The sequence below is a fragment of the Burkholderia sp. Ed8 genome (genome assembly GCF_040761425.1).
Lineage (GTDB): Bacteria > Pseudomonadota > Gammaproteobacteria > Burkholderiales > Burkholderiaceae > Burkholderia > Burkholderia seminalis.
Genome location: NZ_CP142886.1, coordinates 944,645 through 960,229 on the forward strand (window position 1 = coordinate 944,645; position 15,585 = coordinate 960,229).

Below are 15,585 nucleotides of genomic sequence, written 5' to 3' on the forward strand. Positions count from 1 at the left end.
CCGCGGGCGGCGGTGCCTACAGCAGCGGACACGCGGTGACCTGCGTGCCGCGCTCCACGCACAGCCGCTCGTAGTCGCGCAGGTACGCGCGCTCGCCGTCGTCGAGCAGGTCGAGATCGATCAGGTCCCAGTCGTAGCCGACCGTCACGATGTTCTCGAACGTCACGGTATCCGGCTGCGTGTCGTCGGGCCGGATGATCACGATGTTCTCGATCCGCACGCCGCCCTTGCCCGCCAGGTAGATGCCCGGCTCGACCGAAATCACCGCATTCGGCACCAGCCCGTACTTCGCGCCCGGCGCGAACCGCACGCCGCCCTCGTGCACGTGAATCCCGACGCCATGCCCGGTGCCGTGGCCGAAATCGTGGCCGTGGTCGCGACACACCTGCCGCACGAGCGCATCGACGTCGGCGCCCGTCGCCGTGCTCGGGAAGCGCGCGACGAGCCCCTTGATGCAGGCCTTCAGCGCGACGGTGTAGATCTCGCGCTGCCACGGCTGCGCCACCGTATCCGGACGCGTGCGACGCAGCACGACGCGCGTGCAGTCCGTCGCGAAGCCGGCTTCGTAGTAAGCGCCGCTGTCGAGCAGCACGAGCTCGCCTTCCGTCAGCTCGACGCCGGCGCTCGCCGCCGTGTAGTGCGCGAACGCGCTGTTCGCGCCGTTCGCCGCGATCGACGGAAACGTCAACGCGACGGCCGAACGCGCGCCGTACGCGTCGTTGATCGTGCGCGCCAGGTCGTATTCGGTATGGCGGGCGCCCGGCTCGCCGGTCTTCGCCCAGCGCATCGTCTCGGCGATCGCCGCGGAGCTGCGCGCGAATGCGTCGCGGAAGCGCTCGAGCACCGCCGGCGTCTTGCTCGCCCGCATCGCCTCGACCGGGTTGAAATCGGCATGCCGCGCGTGCGGCCACACGCGGCTCACCGCGTCGACGAGCGCGCAATTCACCGATTCGAAGCCGTAGCACACGTGCTCGACCGCGAACCGCGCGAGAAAGCGCTCGAGCGCCGCGACATCGCGGCGGATCACGTGCAGCGCCGGATACGAATCGAGCGCGACCGGGCAGCGATCGCAGCCTTCCGGCAGGAACAGCACGACCTGGCCGCCGACCGCGAACAGGAAACCGAGGTGCGACGACGCATTCGGGATGTGAAAACCGCGGCTGTTCAGCAGATACGCGAGATCGTCCGACGCGCACGAGAAGAACGCGGTCTTGCCGTCGGCCGCGCCGGTATGCGCGGCGAGCCGGCGGTTCAGCGTGTCGAGGTTCTGCGCGACGCTCAGGCCCGTCATCGATTCCGGCACCTCGAAGATCGGCCGCTCGACGATCCAGCCCGGCAGCGCGATCGCGCGGTCGATCTCGCGATCGGCGAGGCCCGTCCAGTCGAGCGACGCGGCCTGCGTCTGCGCGAATAGCCGGTCGCGCTGCGCGACGCTGATCCGCAGCGCGTCGTAGCCGACCCGCGCGAGCCGGCTCGCATGCGCGACCAGCCAGTCGGCCATCGCCTGCCAGATCGTCACGTTCATCCCGAGCTTCTCGATATGCACGCGCGCCGGATCGCACTGCTGCTCGGCCTGCAGGTGATACCGGCCATCGACGAACAGCACGAACGGCGGCACGCCGAGCGCCTGCGCGGTGGCCGCGCTCAGGAAGATCCCGCAGCCGGCCGACCCGTCGAAGCCCGACAGCGCGTAGCGCGGATTGTTGCTGCGCGGCAGGTACTCGGTCACGTATTCGTCCTGCGACGTGACGACCACCGCGTCGAGGCGCGCGGCGTCGAGCAGGCGCGACAGGCCGGCCTGCGTGTCGGCGACGGACGCGTCGTACGGAGGCAGGCCGGAGAAGCTGTATTTCAGTCGATCGATCATCGTGTGCCCGTTATTCATTGTTGTCGGCGGCCGGCGGCGTGACGCGGCATGGCGCATGCCTGAAGCGACACGCCGCCCTGGCGCGGATCACGCACGGCCCGGCGCGCAGCCGGGCCGCGGTGCCGTTCCGGCAGCAGGCCCTCGGGGAATTTTTGTCTCACTTAACTTTGTTTGATGCGCGACAGAATCTAGAGCACGCTGAAATTGAGGTCAAGCTAAAATTTTCGTAGGACTAAAATCGGCACGACGGCTGCGGATCCCGGCACAGCGCCAGATCGCCCGGCGACACCGCGCGGTACAATGCGCCGGCATCGCCGTCCCGGCGGCCGTGCTTCGTGCGATGCGCGGAAAGCAAGTCCCGGCGACTGCACCGCCTCTCCGCTCGCCTGCCGACTCGTTGCCACGAAAGAGATTCATGGATTCAGACATCATGCGTATCGGCCTGCGCATTCGCCGCCTGCGCCGGGAAGCGAAGAAGACGCTGCTGGAAGTCGCGACCGAGGCGAAGCTGTCGGTCGGGTTCCTGTCGCAGGTCGAGCGGCATCTCACCGGCATCTCGCTGTCTTCGCTCGTCAACGTCGCCAAGGCGCTCGACGTCCCGCTCGGCGCGCTGATCGACCAGCCGCGCCAGGCGCAGCCCGATTCGCACGAAGGCAGCCGCCAGCCGTACGCGCTCGACGCCACGTCGCAGTGGTACGAGCGGCTCTCCACCACCTTCGACGGCAGCCAGGTCAACGCGCTCAAGGTGCGGATGATGGAAGGCTACCGCTCGGAATGGGTGTCGCACGGCGGCGACGAGTTCGTGTACGTGCTGGCCGGCCGCATCTGCTACACGATCGGCAAGAAGGTTTACCCGCTGGCGCCCGGCGATTCGCTGCACTTCGATGCGCGCAAGCGGCATCGGGTCGCGAACGTCGGCGACGGGCCGGCCGAGCTGATCGCGGTCGGCACGCTCCCGCTGTTCGACGACCGGTGTGCCGAACTGGCGTCGGCGACGATGGACATCAGGCAGCCGGCCGCGGGTAAGCCGCGCGTGACCCGACGCGGCGATCGCGGCGCCGATGCGGCACGGCCGGCCAAGGCCGGTACGGCAGACCCGCAGGCTTCGGCGAAGCCGCGCGCGGCCCCCGGCAAACGCGCGGCGGCCGCCACCCCGGCGCGCAAGAAGAAGTCGTAGCGGCCGCGGGCGCGCGCCGCCCGGTTCGCCGCCCTTATTCGCCGATCTCGAGCGCTTGCGCGACGGCCTGGATCCGCGCGCGATGCACGGCATCCTTGATCTTCTCCGCGTCGTTGCCGATGCCGCGCGCGATCGCGCCGGCATCGACGCTGCGCGCCGCCGCGAGCGCGACACGCAACCGCTCGGCCTGCGGATACGGCTGCGTCTCGAGCCCGAGCCGCCCGCGCGCATCCGATTCGCACGCCTGCAGCATCTCGGCGAAACGCGCGGGCTTGCGCAGCGCATCGCTGCGCTCGAACAGCCGCACCAGCGCGGCCGCGCCCATCTCCATCACGCGATGCAGGTTGCCGTGCTCGCGCGCGACCACCAGCGCGAGATCGCGGCACTCGTTCGGCACGCGCAGCCGCTCGCACAACGGCTTGAGCAGGTCGACGCTGCGGCCTTCGTGGCCGACGTGGCGCGGCAGCACGTCGGCGGGCGTCGTCGCCTTGCCGAGATCGTGCGTGAGCGCCGCGAAGCGCACCGGCAGCGAATAGCGCTGCTTCGCCGCATAGTCGACCACCATCATCACGTGCACGCCGGTATCGACTTCCGGGTGGTAGTCGGCGCGCTGCGGCACGCCCCACAGCGCGTCGACCTCGGGCAGGATGCGCACGAGCGCGCCGCACTCGCGCAGCACCGCGAACATCCGCGACGGCTTCGCCTCCATCAGCCCGCGCGCGATTTCCTGCCATACGCGTTCGGGCACGAGCGCGTCGACCTCCCCCGCGTCGACCATCCGGCGCATCAGCGCGAGCGTTTCGTCCGCCACCGTGAAATCCGCGAACCGTGCGGCAAAGCGCGCAATGCGCAGGATCCGCACCGGATCCTCGACGAATGCGTCGCTCACGTGCCGGAACACGCGCGCCCGCAGGTCGGCCTGCCCGTCGAACGGATCGATCACGGGCCCGACCAGCCCGCCTTCCGGGCTCACCTCGCGCGCCATCGCGTTGATCGTCAGGTCGCGCCGCGCGAGATCCTCGTCGAGCGTCACGTCCGGCGCGTAGTGGAACTGGAAGCCGTGATAGCCGGCCGCCGTCTTGCGCTCGGTGCGCGCCAGCGCGTACTCCTCCTGCGTCTGCGGATGCAGGAACACCGGGAAATCCTTGCCGACCGGCCGGAACCCCTGCGCGGCCATCTGCTCGGGCGTCGCGCCCACCACCACGTAGTCGCGGTCCTGCACGGGCACGCCGAGCAATTCGTCGCGGATCGCTCCGCCTACTGCGTAGATATTCATGGCGTCGGCTCGTATTCGGCGATCACGGTCGTTTCGCGGCGCGCGGCGTCGATCCAGCGCTGCACGGCCGGCAGCGCCGTCACGCGCGCCGCGTAGCCGGCCGCTTCCGGCGACAGGCCCGGCGCATACGTGTTGAAGCGCATCACCACCGGCGCGTACATCGCATCGGCGATCCCGAATTCGCCGAACAGGAACGGCCCGCCCGACGCCTCGAGGCACGCGCTCCACAGCGCATCGATGCGCGCGACGTCGGCGAGCGCATCCGGCGTCGCGCCGCGCCCCGGCATCGACGCGCGCACGTTCATGCCCATCTGCGTGCGCAGCGCCGCGAAGCCCGCGTGCATCTCGGCCGACACGCAGCGCGCATGCGCCCGCTCGAGCGGGTCGGCCGGCCACATCGGCAACTGCGGATAGCGCTCGGCGAGCGTCTCGGCGATCGCGAGCGAATCCCAGATCGCGACGCCGTGATCGTCGACGAGGCACGGCACCTTGCCGGACGGCGAATACTCGAGGATACGCGCGGCGGTGTCGTCGCGGCGCAACTCGACCGCGATCTCGTCGAACGGGATGCCGAAATGCGTAAGCAGCACCCACGGGCGCATCGACCACGACGAGTAGTTCTTGTCACCAATGACGAGTTTCATGACGGTTTTCCGGACAACGCAAAAAGGAAACGGAAAGGGGCTGAACGTCCGCGCCCCGCGCGGCGCGCTAGCGGCGCGAGCGGAACCAGTCGAAGCGCGAGCGCTTCGACGCTTCGCCGAGATACGCGGGCGCGATGCTTTCGAGACTCGCGGGCGAGATCCCGAGTTCCGGCGCGAGCGGGCCGGACAGCACGTTCGGCACCGACATCGACGCGAGGTTGTCGCGTGTGATCACGGGCTCGCCGGGCAGGCATTCGAACACGCGCGCCTGCAGCCGCGCGAGCGCGTCGGGCAGCCGCACGATGCGTGCCTGCCGGCCGACCAGCGTGCCGCAATAGCGCACCAGCTGCTCGAGCGTATAGACGGTCGGCCCGCCGAGTTCGTAGGTCTTGCCGTGCGCGGCCGCGAGATCGAGGGTGTTGACGAACGCGCGCACGACGTCGCCGACGAACACCGGCTGGAAGCGCGCATCGGGCATCGCGAGCGGCAGCACGGGCACCGTGCGCTGCAGGTTCGCGAACGTGTTGAGGAACGCGTCGCCGGGGCCGAACACGACCGACGGGCGGAAGATCGTCAGCGCGAGCGAATTGGTCGCCGCGACCGCGTGCAGCGCGGCTTCGCCGTCGCCCTTCGAGCGCTGGTACATGCTCGGGCCGCGCGAATCGGCGCCGAGCGCGCTCATGTGCAGCAGGCGCCGCACGCCGACCTCGGTGCAGGCGCTCGCGAGCGCGGCCGGCAGCGCGACGTGCGCGCGCTCGAAACCGGGCCCGTACGGCGTGCCGCGGCCGCCGTGCAGCACGCCGACCAGGTTGATCGCCGCGTGCGCGCCGGCGACGAAGCGCGCGAGCGTGCGCGTGTCGAGGGCGTCGAGCTCGACGATCTCGACCGGCAGCATCTGGAGGTGGCGCGCGTGGTCGCGCCGGCGCGTGCCGATCCGTACCTGCTTGCCGGCGTCGATCAGCGCATTGACGAGCCGGCTGCCGATGAAGCCGGTGCCGCCCAGCAGCGCGACGGTCTGGCGATCCATGTTCGGAACCTCAAAAGAGCACTGCCGCGTCTCGCGCGGCAGTGTGAAGATTGCGTATCAGGGCGAGATCATGCCTAGACGTTTCTTCAACGACTGCGGTTTGCCCTCGAAGAGCGCCGCGTAGTAGACGGTATTCGACAGCACGTTCTTCACGTAGTCGCGCGTCTCGTTGAACGGAATCGTCTCCGCGAAGATCGCGCCTTCGACCGGCTGCGTCAACACCTGGCGCCACTGGCGCGGCCGGCCCGGGCCCGCGTTGTAGCCGGCGGTGGCGAGCACCGGCGAGCTGTCGAAGTTGTTGTAGATGTCCGCCAGATACCAGGTGCCGAGCTGGATGTTGGTATCGATGTCGTGCATCTGCGCACGCGTGATCGTGCCCATGCCGAGCTTCTTCGCGACCATCTGGGCCGTCGCGGGCATCAGCTGCATCAGGCCGCCCGCGCCCACCGACGAACGCGCGCTGATGATGAAGCGCGATTCCTGGCGGATCAGCCCGTACGCCCATTCGACGTCGAGGCCCGTCGATTGCGCATAGCGCTCGACGATGTTGCGGTACGGCGACGGGTAGCGCAGCGTGAAGTCGTGCTCGGCCTTCGTGCGGTCGGCCGTGTTGACCGTGCGGTCGAGCAGCTCGACGCGCTTGCCGTATTCGGCGGCCGCGAGCAGCTGGCGATCGGTCATCCCGCGCAGCGGCCAGTTCCATTCGCGATTGCCTTCGAGGCGCAGGTTCAGCGCGTAGAAGCGCTGCGCGAGCGCGAAGCCCGGAATCTTGCCCATCGCGTCGATCTCGGCGTCGCTCACCTTGGTGCGCGGCGGGATCGACGTGCGCTGGCCGAGCTCTTCGCCGGCGAGCTGCCCGTAGAAGTTGAACTGCCCGGCGACCTGCTCGAATTCCTGGTTCGCCTGCAGCGTGTCGCCGCTCTGCTTGAGCGCGCGCGCATGCCAGTAGATCCACGCCGGATCGTTGCGCAGCGACGGCGGCATCTGCTCGATCGACCAGCGCACCATCGGCCAGTTGCCGGCGAGCAGCGCGGCACGCGTGCGCCATTCGTAGCCCGGATTCGACAGCGGCGCGTTCGTGGATTTCGCGTACCAGACCGACGCGAGCGGCGAACGCTTGATCGCGCCCTGGTAGCCGATCGCGCCCCACGCGATCGCCTGTTCCTGCTTGGTCAGCGACGGCGCGACCGTCGTCAGCATCCCCGCGGCGGCGTCCGGATCGTTGCGCGCCATGCGGCCGAGTGCGATCAGCGCGAGCTGATGCGACGTCGCGTCGGCGCCGACGCCGCGCGCGAGGTACAGCGGCGGCGCGCTCGTCGCCTGGTCGAAACCGACCGGGCGCGGGCCGAGCGCGTCGACGATCTTGCCGCCGAGCGTCGTGTAGTTCTGCTCGTAGGCGAGGCGCGCCTGCTGCCACACGTCGTCGCTCGTGAACTGCTGGTTGACGGTGAGCGCGGTGATCAGGTCGACGCACGCGTCGCCGTAGTTCTTCGGCTCGACGAGCAGCGCCCGCGCCGCGTCGGCGACGTTCTCGCCGCGCGCCGCGCGCGATTCGAGCGCGTAGCACTTGACCTGCGTGTCGTCGTCGAGCACGAAGCGCTTGTACTGGTCGTCGAAGTTGCGCCAGTCGTGGCGCGCGCCGAGCACGAGCAGGTAATCGTTGCGCAGGCGGTCGGCGATCGCCTGGCCGTCGTAGCGCTGCAGGAACGACTGCACGGGCGCGTCCGGCGCATCGACGCGCGCGCGTCCCGTCGAATCGAACAGCTGCGGCTTGATCTGGAAATACTCGACGTAGGACGGGACCGGATAGTTCGGGATCATCGACGCGAGCTGCGCGGCTTTCGCGGCGTCGTTGCGGCGTGCGGCTTCGCGAAGCTGTACGAAGATCTGGTCATCCCCGGCGACCGTGTCGTCGTTCGGCGCGGCGCACGCGGCCGTACCGGCGACGAGCGCGGCGGCCGAAAGCGTCAGCGCGACCGCGCGATATACTCGGAAAAGGCTGTTCGACATCGATTTGAATGGAGCACGAAGTGAGCGAAAGCATAGCACGCAACCCTGTGCCGAACCCGAAGGTTGCGCTGCGCAAAACGCTGTCCGGCGCGCGTCGCGACGCCGCGTCGCAGCCCGCCGCGAACGCCGCGCTCGACGCCCGCCTGCGCTTGCTGCTCGACCGTCTGGCGCCGCGCACGGTCGGCTTCTACTGGCCGCTGCCCGGGGAATTCGATGCGCGCGACGCGGTGCTCGCCTGGTGCGCGGCGGGCGCCGGCCGGCGCGCCGCGTTGCCGGTGATCGGCGCGCGTCATGCGCCGCTCGCGTTCCATGCATGGGATGCGCACACGCCGATGCGCGAAGGTCATCACCGGATTCCGGAACCGGCGTCGGGAATCGTCGTCGTGCCCGACCTGTTGCTGATTCCCTGTGTGGGATTCGATCCGGAGCGCTACCGGCTCGGCTACGGCGGCGGCTATTACGACCGCACGCTCGCCGCGTGGCCGGGCGACGCGCCGCCCGTGACGGTCGGCATCGCCTATGAAGCGTGCCGCGTCGACGCGCTGCCGGCCGAAGCGCACGATCTCGCGCTGCGCTGGATCGTGACCGACGGCGCGCTCTACCCGGCCGCCGGATGACGCGGCGCGCGGCGCCGCGATCGTCGTCGCCGGCCCGTCAGCGCAACGCCGCGCGCAACCGCCCGGGCAATCGTTTACAGCGACGCCGCCGCGCGCGCGGCCGTGTCGTAGAGGCCCGACGCGTGGCGCAACAACTGCGCCGCGTCGCCGATCTGCTCGTTGGTGAGCCCGCTGTCCTTCAGCGTCTCGATCAGGCAGTGCTCGCGCACCTCGCGGTATTTCAGGCACAGCTCGCGGCCCGCGTCGGTCGCGAAGAAAAAGGCTTCCTTGCCGCTCTTCTCGCTCTTCACATAGCCGCGCGCGATCAGTTTTTTCAGCGCATAGGTCGCGACGTGCGTATCCTCGATATTGAGCACGAAGCAGATGTCGGCGAGCTTCTTCTTGCGTTCGCGATGGCTGACGTGATGCAGCAGCGACACCTCGACCGCCGTCATGTCCTTCGCGCCGGCCGCCGACATGCAGCGCACCATCCAGCGGTTGAATGCGTTGCCGGCCATGATGAGCCCGTATTCGAGCTCCGACAGCTCCGCGCTCGAATCGGAAACGAGGTGTTCGGATGACACGATCTTGGTCGGATGACGCTTCATGGAAAGGCGGCGCAAGCAGGATGTCAGGGTGTGCCGAGTGTACGCCAGAAGCCGCTGTATACGGGCTAGGCGAAAACGCTTATTGGTAACTTATCGATATCTTATTGACAATGTGCGCTAACATTGCCGTCCGAACCGTGCCAGCCCGATGACGCAACCCCGCATTTATCCGCTCGGCGATGCCGCCCTCGTCTGCGAGGTGCCGCCGCCCGCCACGCTCGATTGCCAGCGCCGCGTCTGGGCCGTTGCCGAGGCCGCGCGCGCGTGGCCCGACGTGATCGACGTCGTGCCCGGCATGAACAACCTGACCATCGTGTTCGACGCGCTCGCCGCGACGGCCGAATCGCTCACGCCCGCGCTGCGCGACGCGTGGGAGACGGCCGACGTCGAGCACGCGGACGGCCGCGAGGTCGAGATCCCGGTCGAGTACGGCGGGGCCGCCGGCCCCGACCTGGCGGCCGTCGCCGCGCACACGGGCCTGCCGGCCGACGAGGTCGTCGCCCGCCACGCGGCCGGCGAATACGTCGTGTTCTTCGTCGGCTTCCAGCCGGGCTTCGCGTATCTCGGCGGCCTCGACGCATCGCTGCACACGCGGCGCCGCGCGGCGCCGCGCCTCGAGGTGCCGGCCGGCTCGGTCGGCATCGGCGGCGCGCAGACGGGCATCTACCCGGCCACGTCGCCCGGCGGCTGGCAGCTGATCGGCCGCACGTCGCAGGTGCTGTTCGATCCGGCGCGGCCGCAGCCGACGCTGCTGCTGCCCGGCGATCGCGTGCGCTTCACCATTGCGGGAGTCGACGCATCATGACCCAGAGCAACGCACCGGGCACCATCGAGGTGTTGCGCGCCGGCCCGCTGTCGACCGTGCAGGATCTCGGGCGCCGCGGCGCACGCCACCTCGGCGTCGCGCAGGGCGGCGCGCTCGACGGCCTCGCGCTCGAGGTCGGCAACCGGCTCGTCGGCAACCGCCCCGACGCGGCGGCCGTCGAGATCACGATCGGCCCCGCCGCGTTCCGCTTCCCGCGCGCGACGCGCATCGCGATCACCGGCACCGAATTCGGCGCGACGCTCGACGGCCGGCGCGTGTATTCGTGGTGGAGCCTGCCGGTCGAGGCCGGCCAGACGCTCGTGCTGCCGGCCGCGAAACGCGGGATGCGCGGCTATCTGTGCATCGCGGGCGGCATCGACGTGCTGCCGATGCTCGGCTCGCGCAGCACCGATCTCGCGTCGCGCTTCGGCGGCCTCGGCGGCCGCACGCTGCGCGACGGCGACCGGCTCCCGGTCGGCGTGCCGCCGGCCGGCGCGGGCTGCCTCGCGGCCGATGCGCCCGAATTCGGCGTGAAGGCGCCCGCGTGGTGCGCCTTCGTGCGCGTCGACGAGCCGCCGCGCCGCCACCGCCCCGCGCATGCGCCGTGGGCGATGCCCGTGCGCGTGCTGCCGGGCCCCGACTACGCCTCGTTCGCGGCCGATTCGCAGCAGGCGTTCTGGGACGAGGAATGGCTCGTCACCGCGAACAGCAACCGGATGGGCTATCGCCTCGCGGGCGCCGAGCTCGTGCGCGAGCAGCCGGTCGAGCTGCTGTCGCACGCGGTGCTGCCCGGTACGATCCAGGTGCCGCCGAACGGCCAGCCGATCGTGCTGATGCACGACGCGCAGACCACCGGCGGCTACCCGAAGATCGGCACGGTGATCCGCGCCGATCTGTGGAAACTCGCACAGGCGCGGCTCAACCTGCCGATCCGCTTCGTGCGCACGACCCCCGACGCCGCGCGCGCCGCCCTCGCCGCGGAACGTGCCTATCTGCGGCAGATCGACGTGGCGATCGACATGCGAGAAGAAGCGCGCCGCCGCGCCCAATCGCGCGCAGCGTGACCCTGGCGGAAGCAGTAACGAAAGACGCGCCACGCCATCAGTGGACGAGGAACATCATGGAAATCGATCTGAATGCCGATCTCGGCGAAGGATGCGGATCCGACGAGGCGCTGCTCGACCTCGTCACGTCGGCGAACATCGCATGCGGCTGGCATGCGGGCGGCGCGAACGCGATGCGCGACTGCGTGCGCTGGGCCGTGCAGAAAGGCGTGTCGATCGGCGCGCACCCGAGCTTTCACGATCCGGAGAATTTCGGCCGCAAGGAAATGCAGCTGCCGGCCGGCGACATCTACGCGGGCGTGCTGTACCAGCTCGGCGCGCTGTCGGCGATCGCGCAGGCCGAAGGCGGGCGCATCGCGCACGTGAAACCGCACGGCGCGCTGTACAACCAGGCCGCGCGCGACCCGATGATCGCCGATGCGGTGGTGTCCGCGATCCACGACTTCGATCCGTCGCTCGCGGTGTTCGGGCTCGCGAACAGCGTGTTCGTCGCGGCCGCGCGGCATGCGGGGCTTGCCGCGGTGGAAGAAGTGTTCGCCGACCGCGGCTACCGCGCGGACGGCTCGCTCGTGCCGCGCAGCCAGCCCGGCGCGTTGATCGACGATGAGGACGCGGTGCTCGCGCGCACGCTCGACATGGTGCGCAACCGGCAGGTGCGTGCCTTGAGCGGCGAATGGGTGCCGCTCAACGCGCAGACCGTCTGCCTGCACGGCGACGGGCCGCATGCGCTGGCGTTCGCGAAACGGATTCGCGCGGCGCTGGAGGCTGCCGGCGTCGACGTGGTGGCCCCCGGCGCGCTGCAGGCCGACGAAGGCGCGTAACGCGCATCGTCATCTCGGCCGCCCAAAAGAAAAAAGCGCCCTCGTGGCGCTTTTCCGTTGGCGCAATCGCTGCGGCTTCGCCGTCTGTCGATTCGCCCCCCGAAACCGTCTTTCGACGGGACCGGAAAAATATTCCGGATTAAAAAACGTCCGCCGCCGCCCGATCACTGCCTTCCCCGGTCAGACGACGGAGCGTCGCTTATCCGCAAGTCGGCCTGCATGTATTGTTGTTGTCCGACGATGATTGGCCCCGCCGTACATGCAGACACTTCCGCGGCCGACACGTGTGCACCACGTGCCGGCAACGCGCTCACCCCGCGCTTTGTTTTCTGCTACCCCGTAGAACTTTTTCTATTCTTTTCAATTTTTCAACTTGTGGATCGAAGAATAGATATTGGCGGAACGGGATGTCAATCGTTTGAAACGCTATTTTCCGACGAATCGAGGGTTTTCCTTATCGAATCGCGTGTACAAACAAGCGTTTGACGTGGCCCGAACGACGTCGATCAAACAGGGGAGGATCGGTTCGGGCGCGACGGCGGCGATCAGTTCGCGTCGACCCTGTAACCTTGTTGACGCAACAATTCGAGCACGCCGCGCGGGCCGCCCAGATGCAGCGCGCCGATCGCGACGAACAGCGGCCGGTTCGGCGCGGCGATTGCAGTCATCCGTGCAACGAAGCGCCGGTTGCGCTCGTACACGATCTTGTTGTCGATCGACGCCGACAGCACCTTCGAACGCGCGAGCCGCTCGCTCTTCGCGACGGCCCACGCGGAGATCGCGTCGGCGTCTCCAATTCGCCACAGCCGGTGCAGCGCCTTGATGTCGTCGGCGTTCTGCGCGGGTGTCTGCACCATGTCCTGCGCGAGCATCTCGCGCTGCTCGGCCAGCGTCAGCCCGGTGAACGCGCGCATCTGTTCGGCGAGCGTCTCGAGCCCGATCACGCGGCCGCCCTTCTTCTTCAGGAACACGTTCTGCAGCTGGGCCTCGGTGCCGTATTCGGTCTGCAGGCCGGCCGACAGCGAATCGTAGGTCTCGACGACGAGCGCCGCGAGCCACGGCCGCATCTTGCGGATCTCGGCGAGCGCGGCCGGGTTGCCGCGCAGGCGTGCCGCGAGCCGCTGCCACAACGGCTCGGGCAGCAGGCGTTGCAGGCACGGGTAGCGGCACACGCCGTACTTCGACACGTCGTCCTGCGATTCGAGCAGATCGTCGGGCGACAGTTCGAGCGCAAGCGTCGGCGACGCGGCGAGCGCCGCCAGGATGCGCGGCCGGAACGGCTGCGCGCTCGGGTAATCGGACGGGTCGCCGGTATGCAGCGTGCCGAGCACGTACAGCGTGACGTTACCCTTGGTCGCGACGTAGAACGGCATGCGCGCGGGCTGCACGCGCACGGTGCCGCGCGACACCGTGCCGTCCGATACGGACGGCGCGTGGAAGCCCGGCAGGCTCATGCCGGGCGGCGGGACTTGCGACGGATGGATCGGTGACGTGGCCGGCGCGCGCCCTTCGGCGCGCGCGGATTCGACGGGAACCACGAGGCTGGCCGCCACGCACGCGCCGGCCAGCGCCGCGCCCGTGACGGTACGCACGCTCCAGCGCCGCGCGTCGCGGTACGCGCGCATCACGCGCGCCCCGCTTGCCCCCGCACGGCGCACGCCGGACACGCGCGCCGCCAACGCTTCAGGCATTCGCCTCCCCTACCTCCTCGGCGCGATGGCAGGCCACCTGCCGGCCGTCGACCTCGCGCAGCTTCGGCTCCTCCGCGCGGCACCGCTCGACCGCATACGGGCAGCGCTGGTGGAACGCGCAGCCCGACGGCGGATTGAGCGGCGACGGCAGTTCGCCCTGCAGCTTGATCTGCACGCGGCGGTCTTCCTCGAAGATCGCCGGCGTCGCCGACATCAGCGCCCGCGTGTACGGGTGGCGCGGCCGCGCGTAGATCGTCGCCTTGTCGCCGAGCTCGGCGACGCTGCCGAAGTACATCACCATCACGTCGTCCGCGACGTGCTCGACCACCGACAGGTTGTGCGAGATGAACACGTAGCTCGTCTTGAACTGCTCCTGCAGGTCCATGAACAGGTTCAGGATCTGCGCCTGGATCGACACGTCGAGCGCGGACACCGGCTCGTCGGCGACGACGATGCGCGGATCGAGGATCATCGCGCGCGCGATCGCGACACGCTGGCGCTGGCCGCCCGAGAACATGTGCGGATAGCGCTTCGCGTGTTCGGGCCGCAGGCCGACCGTGCGCATGATCTGCGCGATGCGTGCGGCACGCTCGGCGGCCGTCAGGTTCGCGTTGATCTCGAGCGGCTCGGACAGCGTCTGCTCGACGGTCTTGCGCGGATTCAGCGATGCGAACGGGTTCTGGAACACCATCTGCACGCGGCGGCGCAGCTCGGCGATCGTGTCGCGGCTCGCGCCGGCGACATTCTTGCCGTCGATCGTCAGGCTGCCCGACGTGGGCGTCTCGATCATCGTGAGCTGGCGCGCGAGCGTCGACTTCCCGCAGCCCGACTCGCCGACGACGGCGAGCGTCTTGCCGCGTTTCAGCGAGAACGACACGCCGTTCAGCGCCTTCACCGTGCCCTGCCCGAACATCCCGCGCTTCACCGAATAGTGCTTCGCGAGGCCGTCGGCCACCAGGACGTCCTCGTCGGGCGACGCGTGGCGCGTATCTTGGACTGCATTCATCGTGCGCCTCCCGTCAGGTCGAGGTTGGAAACATTGAGCGGCTTGATGCAGCGCGCGCGCATCGCGTCGTTGCCCGGCACCAGCGTGTCGAGCGCCGGCCGCGCCTTGCGGCAATCGTCGACGACGTACTTGCAGCGCGGCGCGAACAGGCACCCGGACGGGCGATCATCGCGGCCCGGCACCATGCCCGGCAATGCGGCAAGGCGACGCGCCCCCTGATTGTGCTCGGGAATCGCGGCGAGCAGCGCTTCGGTGTACGGATGATGCGGCGCACGGAAGATGTCGGGCACGCTGTTGGTCTCGATGATCTCGCCCGCGTACATCACCGCGACGCGCTGCGCGACCTCCGACACCACGGCCAGGTCGTGCGAGATCAGCACGAGCGCCATCCCGCGCTCCTTCTGCAGCTTCACGAGCAGATCCATGATCTGCGCCTGGATCGTCACGTCGAGCGCGGTGGTCGGCTCGTCGGCGATCAGGAGCTTCGGGTTGCATGCGACGGCCATCGCGATCATCACGCGCTGGTTCATCCCGCCCGACATCTGGTGCGGGAACGACGCGATGCGGTTCTTCGCGTCGGGAATGCCGACCTGGTCGAGCAGTTCGAGCGCGCGCCGGTTCAGCGCGTCGCCGCGCAGCCCTTCGTGCAGCTTCAGCACCTCCTTGATCTGGTAGCCGACCGTGTAGCTCGGGTTCAGGCTCGTCAGCGCGTCCTGGAACACCATCGCGATGTCCTTGCCGACGATCTTGCGGCGCGCCTTCGGCGACGCCTTCAGCAGGTCGACGCCGTTGAACGTGACCTCGTCGGCCGTCACCTTGCCCGGCGCGTCGATCAGGCCCATCAGCGCCATCATCGTCACGCTCTTGCCCGAGCCCGATTCGCCGACGACGCCCACCACCTCGCCCGGCGCGATCGACAGGTTGATCCGGTCGACGGCAGGCAGGCCGTTGAAATTCACCGCGAGATTGCGGATGGTCAGAAGAGTGCTCATG

The 15,585-nt window shown here is 69.2% G+C and carries 14 protein-coding genes; 5 read left to right on the forward strand and 9 right to left on the reverse strand.

The window, feature by feature from the left end; translation table 11 throughout:
• Positions 1-16: 16 nt before the first annotated feature.
• Positions 17-1,867: a M24 family metallopeptidase gene (locus VXM69_RS18290; protein ID WP_367189981.1), complete on the reverse strand. Its 1,851-nt coding sequence runs from the start codon at positions 1,865-1,867 to the stop codon at positions 17-19.
• A 415-nt stretch (positions 1,868-2,282) separates the two neighbouring features.
• On the opposite strand from VXM69_RS18290, the gene VXM69_RS18295 reads away from it, so the two are divergent.
• On the forward strand, positions 2,283-3,044 hold the full coding sequence (locus tag VXM69_RS18295; protein WP_034190304.1) for a helix-turn-helix domain-containing protein: 762 nt from the start codon (positions 2,283-2,285) through the stop codon (positions 3,042-3,044).
• 34 nt (positions 3,045-3,078) lie between these two features.
• Here the strand turns inward: VXM69_RS18295 and VXM69_RS18300 are convergent, their stop codons facing one another.
• The 4 genes from VXM69_RS18300 to VXM69_RS18315 all read right to left on the reverse strand — a co-directional run bounded on the left by VXM69_RS18300 (position 3,079) and on the right by VXM69_RS18315 (position 8,001).
• Positions 3,079-4,320 carry a multifunctional CCA addition/repair protein gene (locus VXM69_RS18300; RefSeq protein WP_034190303.1) on the reverse strand — a complete coding sequence of 414 codons (1,242 nt, stop codon included), beginning with the start codon at positions 4,318-4,320 and terminating at the stop codon, positions 3,079-3,081.
• Entirely contained in the window at positions 4,317-4,964 is a 648-nt protein-coding gene (locus VXM69_RS18305; RefSeq protein WP_034190302.1) for a glutathione S-transferase family protein, read from the reverse strand. The genes VXM69_RS18300 and VXM69_RS18305 overlap by 4 nt, the downstream gene beginning before the upstream one ends.
• Positions 4,965-5,031: 67 nt before the next feature.
• Positions 5,032-5,991, reverse strand: coding sequence for a complex I NDUFA9 subunit family protein (locus VXM69_RS18310; RefSeq protein WP_200086563.1), 960 nt, complete (start codon positions 5,989-5,991; stop codon positions 5,032-5,034).
• Between the two features lie 57 nt (positions 5,992-6,048).
• Positions 6,049-8,001, reverse strand: coding sequence for a lytic transglycosylase domain-containing protein (locus VXM69_RS18315; RefSeq protein WP_124670511.1), 1,953 nt, complete (start codon positions 7,999-8,001; stop codon positions 6,049-6,051).
• 8 nt (positions 8,002-8,009) lie between these two features.
• Here VXM69_RS18315 and VXM69_RS18320 point away from each other — a divergent pair, with 8 nt between their 5' ends.
• Complete coding sequence (locus tag VXM69_RS18320; RefSeq protein ID WP_051701040.1) at positions 8,010-8,618, forward strand: 5-formyltetrahydrofolate cyclo-ligase; 609 nt, start codon at positions 8,010-8,012, stop codon at positions 8,616-8,618.
• Between the two features lie 74 nt (positions 8,619-8,692).
• Here VXM69_RS18320 and VXM69_RS18325 read toward each other — a convergent pair whose 3' ends face one another.
• Entirely contained in the window at positions 8,693-9,205 is a 513-nt protein-coding gene (locus tag VXM69_RS18325; RefSeq protein ID WP_034190299.1) for a winged helix DNA-binding protein, read from the reverse strand.
• 148 nt (positions 9,206-9,353) lie between these two features.
• Between VXM69_RS18325 and pxpB the strand changes: the two genes are divergently transcribed.
• The 3 genes from pxpB to pxpA are packed head-to-tail and all read left to right on the forward strand — an operon-like array spanning position 9,354 to position 11,895.
• Positions 9,354-10,010 carry a 5-oxoprolinase subunit PxpB gene (gene pxpB / locus VXM69_RS18330; RefSeq protein ID WP_367189982.1) on the forward strand — a complete coding sequence of 219 codons (657 nt, stop codon included), beginning with the start codon at positions 9,354-9,356 and terminating at the stop codon, positions 10,008-10,010.
• Positions 10,007-11,074, forward strand: coding sequence for a biotin-dependent carboxyltransferase family protein (locus tag VXM69_RS18335; RefSeq protein ID WP_069707089.1), 1,068 nt, complete (start codon positions 10,007-10,009; stop codon positions 11,072-11,074). Before pxpB ends, VXM69_RS18335 begins: the two co-directional genes overlap by 4 nt.
• 56 nt (positions 11,075-11,130) lie before the next feature.
• Positions 11,131-11,895 carry a 5-oxoprolinase subunit PxpA gene (gene pxpA / locus VXM69_RS18340; RefSeq protein ID WP_034190296.1) on the forward strand — a complete coding sequence of 255 codons (765 nt, stop codon included), beginning with the start codon at positions 11,131-11,133 and terminating at the stop codon, positions 11,893-11,895.
• A gap of 545 nt (positions 11,896-12,440) precedes the next feature.
• On the opposite strand, the gene VXM69_RS18345 is transcribed toward pxpA, so the two are convergent.
• From VXM69_RS18345 to VXM69_RS18355, 3 genes are read right to left on the reverse strand one after another with little or no spacing between them, the layout of a single operon-like run.
• The gene (locus tag VXM69_RS18345) at positions 12,441-13,586 is read right to left on the reverse strand and encodes a TraB/GumN family protein (RefSeq protein WP_034190295.1); all 1,146 of its coding nucleotides are present in this window, start codon (positions 13,584-13,586) and stop codon (positions 12,441-12,443) included.
• Positions 13,579-14,592 carry a peptide ABC transporter ATP-binding protein gene (locus VXM69_RS18350; protein WP_034190294.1) on the reverse strand — a complete coding sequence of 338 codons (1,014 nt, stop codon included), beginning with the start codon at positions 14,590-14,592 and terminating at the stop codon, positions 13,579-13,581. Before VXM69_RS18350 ends, VXM69_RS18345 begins: the two co-directional genes overlap by 8 nt.
• Positions 14,589-15,584, reverse strand: coding sequence for an ABC transporter ATP-binding protein (locus VXM69_RS18355; RefSeq protein WP_175029089.1), 996 nt, complete (start codon positions 15,582-15,584; stop codon positions 14,589-14,591). The genes VXM69_RS18350 and VXM69_RS18355 overlap by 4 nt, the downstream gene beginning before the upstream one ends.
• Position 15,585: the final 1 nt, after the last annotated feature.

Coding starts and splice junctions, on each gene's coding strand:
- VXM69_RS18290 (WP_367189981.1), bottom strand. CDS start 1,867: ATGATCGATCGACTGAAATACAGCTTCTCCGGCCTGCCTCCGTACGAC.
- VXM69_RS18295 (WP_034190304.1), top strand. CDS start 2,283: ATGGATTCAGACATCATGCGTATCGGCCTGCGCATTCGCCGCCTGCGC.
- VXM69_RS18300 (WP_034190303.1), bottom strand. CDS start 4,320: ATGAATATCTACGCAGTAGGCGGAGCGATCCGCGACGAATTGCTCGGC.
- VXM69_RS18305 (WP_034190302.1), bottom strand. CDS start 4,964: ATGAAACTCGTCATTGGTGACAAGAACTACTCGTCGTGGTCGATGCGC.
- VXM69_RS18310 (WP_200086563.1), bottom strand. CDS start 5,991: ATGGATCGCCAGACCGTCGCGCTGCTGGGCGGCACCGGCTTCATCGGC.
- VXM69_RS18315 (WP_124670511.1), bottom strand. CDS start 8,001: ATGTCGAACAGCCTTTTCCGAGTATATCGCGCGGTCGCGCTGACGCTT.
- VXM69_RS18320 (WP_051701040.1), top strand. CDS start 8,010: ATGGAGCACGAAGTGAGCGAAAGCATAGCACGCAACCCTGTGCCGAAC.
- VXM69_RS18325 (WP_034190299.1), bottom strand. CDS start 9,205: ATGAAGCGTCATCCGACCAAGATCGTGTCATCCGAACACCTCGTTTCC.
- pxpB (WP_367189982.1), top strand. CDS start 9,354: ATGACGCAACCCCGCATTTATCCGCTCGGCGATGCCGCCCTCGTCTGC.
- VXM69_RS18335 (WP_069707089.1), top strand. CDS start 10,007: ATGACCCAGAGCAACGCACCGGGCACCATCGAGGTGTTGCGCGCCGGC.
- pxpA (WP_034190296.1), top strand. CDS start 11,131: ATGGAAATCGATCTGAATGCCGATCTCGGCGAAGGATGCGGATCCGAC.
- VXM69_RS18345 (WP_034190295.1), bottom strand. CDS start 13,586: ATGCCTGAAGCGTTGGCGGCGCGCGTGTCCGGCGTGCGCCGTGCGGGG.
- VXM69_RS18350 (WP_034190294.1), bottom strand. CDS start 14,592: ATGAATGCAGTCCAAGATACGCGCCACGCGTCGCCCGACGAGGACGTC.
- VXM69_RS18355 (WP_175029089.1), bottom strand. CDS start 15,584: ATGAGCACTCTTCTGACCATCCGCAATCTCGCGGTGAATTTCAACGGC.